Source organism: Nitrosomonas sp. ANs5 (assembly GCF_050584665.1).
In the GTDB taxonomy this organism is placed as follows: domain Bacteria; phylum Pseudomonadota; class Gammaproteobacteria; order Burkholderiales; family Nitrosomonadaceae; genus Nitrosomonas.
In genome coordinates, this window is record NZ_JBEUDO010000109.1 from 1 (window position 1) to 3,147 (window position 3,147).

Sequence of the window (3,147 nt, forward strand, 5' to 3'; positions counted from 1 at the left end):
ATCAAGACTGTGATCCCACCTAAATCAAACCGCAAGAAACAACGCCAATATGATAAAGACTTGTATCAGGCGCGGCATCTAATCGAAAATTTCTTTGAAAAACTCAAACAATACCGTGCCATAGCCACCAGATATGATAAACGGGCCCATAACTTCCTCGGTGCCACCTATCTCGCCGCTTCCGTCATATGGCTCAACTGATGACACGCCCTAGCCGCAAGAACCGCACGCCGGGGCCAAAACCGTTATCACCGACCGAGAGCGGGCCGAACTGCGCAACGTTATACAGCGACTTCCCGACTGTTATCTTGACATCTTCCGCCGTCCTCCCTACATTCAATTTCGCTGGATTGAACAACTCCTCCCCCAGCGGGCGGAAGCAGCTTGAGCCCTCGACAACTGCGCGATGACCGATTCTTCTCCTGACCGACCGCTGCGGCGCAAAAGTGTCAGGTAGCGAATTGAGAAAATCCATATTGGCCACTGAATCTATCGTAATAGCCGCTTGATTTTCGATTATTTTTGTGAGACTTCCCACTCGGTCGCCTTGACTTTATGGAGAATGAATTTCTCGGGAATACGGCGATTCATGCGCGACTTACAGATTGTCAGGTGAGATTGATACAGCTTATCGGATCAGCACCAGCAACATCTATTATCAAAAGAATAGAGGTAATATTAAACGTAATTTGACAGCATTAATCCTATCTAAATCTCATTATATACCGCTTGTATTACCTCGAGGACCCATGATTAGCCATAGAATCAGACCAACTAAAGGCAACAACAGAATTATAACCACCCATAGCACTTTGGTGCCCGTGCTCGCTAAGCTCTGAACAATCTTAATAATTGCCCATACATTTAAGACCAGCAAAATTAAACCAAAAAAGCCACCGACTTCTATACCCATGATATTTCTCCTTAGTGTTTATGATTAAATACTTAAATTAATTTGTTCTACGGCTATGCTTGTCAATGGTGCCTCTTAGAAGCTGTTTAAAACTCCTACCCTATGCTTAAATGTTGTGTGAAGTGGCTCCCATGAACTGAACAACCTGAGAGTAGAATTAAGCTCTGATATGGGTAGTTAATCAAGCTCAGGCAGCCTGATGAATTGCTTGATATTGATAATAAACTTCATTGGGAGTTTGGTTATCAAGACCTTGATGAAAACGCTCCTGATTGTACCAGTCAAACCACTGAGTCAAACCTTTCCTTACCTCCTTTAAGTCACTAAATGCCCTAGTGTATAAGAGTTCATACTTTACTGTACGCCATAGCCGTTCAACAAAAATATTATCATGGTAACAACCCTTTCCATCCATGCTGACCTGGATATCGTGATTCTTCAAAACAGTTATCCATGCTTCACTGGTGAACTGAGCACCCTGATCGGTATTGAATATCTGCGGACAGCCGTGATCTTGAATGGCAGCCTCCAAAGCCTGAATGCAGAAATCAGCATCCATCGTATTGGATAAGCGCCAGCTCAGCACTTTACGGGAATGCCAGTCCATGATGGCAACTAGATAACCAAAGCCTTTCTCCATCGGCACATAGGTAATGTCAGCGGCCCAGACTTGATTGGGCTGGTTTATTATCTTACCTTTGAGCAGGTAAGGATATATTTTGTGTTGCTTGCCTGGAATACTGGTTCTGGGCTTTGGCGCCGTGCTGATAATACCCAGAGTTTTCATCATGGATGCTGCTTTCCTGCGACCAATCAGTATTCCCTGACGCAAAAACCACGTAGCGTAGCTGCGTGAACCATATTGTGGTGTTTTCAGGTATTGCTCGTCCATCTTTCGTAGCAAAACCAAGTCAACATTACTTGCCGGTTGAGGCTGATAATAATAAGTCGAGCGTGCCACGCCCAGTAAGTAGCATTGGCGAACATGACTCAGTTTGTCATGGGGCTCAATCATCATTTTGCGTTCCGCCGTGCTTAATGATCGAGCTTTCTGACTAAAAAATCGCGTTCCACCGTCAGTTGCCCGATAACACGGTGTAAATCATCTGTGGTTTGTCCGTTCTCTTTGCTAGCACCGGTATTTCTGGAGAACAACTCAGATGCCTGTTCAATGAGTTGCCGTTTCCAGCTATTGATCTGTGTGGGATGTATCCCATAACGTGCGGCAAGTTGGGGAATGGTTTCATCTCCCCGTATCGCAGCTAGCGCAACTTTTGCTTTGAATTCACTGGAATATTGTGTGCGTTTCTTGCTCATGATTATGATCCTCTATAGTGTCCATAACAGAGCTTAACAACCTGTCCAGTTTTGCGATACCACTTCAGTGTCCACAAAAGTGTGGAAGCAACATTTAAGCAGCTTTGTGCTGCAATTCGAAATCTAGTGGCGATAAATAGCCATTAGCTGAATGCAGTCGCTCGCGGTTGTAAAAGGGGACCTCAATATACTCAAACACTGCTAGTTTAGCTTCATCTCGTGTTTGATAGATCTGACGATGTAACAGCTCTGGTTTCAGGATAGGGAAACAATTTTTCGACACCGTATCCTAGCAGCTACCTACGCAACTCATGTTCTGCCGGGTGTTCATGCTGTTTCAATAGCGCCCGGTGGTTCTCTGATGCATAGTGACTACTGCTGTCGCTATGCCACAGCAAAGTCCTTAGTAGGGCTTCGTTACCAAATGGCCATCATCATCATCATCACCGCTTATTGGTTATATTTAATGGCTTTCTGGCACGCCCTACAGAGTGAAGCGTTAAGACAGACTCTTACAACCTTAACTGACAATTTTAGCCTGGCATCCAACAACCAACTTAGCCGTTCCGATAAACTGAGTTTTTGTTTCCATTGCTCGATATCTTTTTCTACTGGTGCCACGATATTAAGCCCTGTTGATTAAACTGATAACGCAAAGGTGGCTGAAGCTTCACCAGTTCGCAATCCAGGGCGACAGTTAACTATTTTTACGAGAACGCACCTTAACTCCCACTAATCTCTGTACAAAGCTGACATAAGCACCTACCAAACTAGTGTCTAAAAACTACGTGCAGCTACGACAGTTTCCACACTGAATGAATTCCGAACATCGACTCAAAAAACAAGTACGGATACCGGCATATGCGTTGAATTGCAGAATAGAGAGATCATGAGCGTTGGATTCTGTTCCTCAGTTA

General features: G+C 44.5%; 4 protein-coding genes and 1 pseudogene. 1 reads left to right on the forward strand and 4 read right to left on the reverse strand.

Features of this window, described 5'->3' with window-relative positions:
• The coding region (locus ABTW62_RS13690) for a transposase (protein WP_430905130.1) at positions 1-201 on the forward strand (201 nt) is incomplete at its 5' end.
• Here ABTW62_RS13690 and ABTW62_RS13695 read toward each other — a convergent pair.
• The 4 genes and pseudogenes from ABTW62_RS13695 to ABTW62_RS13710 all read right to left on the reverse strand — a co-directional run.
• Positions 194-475, reverse strand: coding sequence for a hypothetical protein (locus tag ABTW62_RS13695; protein WP_430905131.1), 282 nt, complete (start codon positions 473-475; stop codon positions 194-196). The two genes, ABTW62_RS13690 and ABTW62_RS13695, sit on opposite strands and share 8 nt — an antisense overlap.
• 243 nt (positions 476-718) lie before the next feature.
• Positions 719-913, reverse strand: coding sequence for a PLDc N-terminal domain-containing protein (locus ABTW62_RS13700; RefSeq protein ID WP_430905132.1), 195 nt, complete (start codon positions 911-913; stop codon positions 719-721).
• A gap of 187 nt (positions 914-1,100) precedes the next feature.
• A protein-coding gene (locus ABTW62_RS13705; protein ID WP_430905133.1) for an IS3 family transposase occupies positions 1,101-2,230 on the reverse strand; the annotation gives its coding sequence in 2 pieces (ribosomal slippage) (positions 1,101-1,963 and positions 1,963-2,230; 1,131 coding nt in all).
• Between the two features lie 94 nt (positions 2,231-2,324).
• A pseudogene (locus tag ABTW62_RS13710) lies at positions 2,325-2,628 on the reverse strand (IS3 family transposase); the annotation flags it as partial.
• Positions 2,629-3,147: the final 519 nt, after the last annotated feature.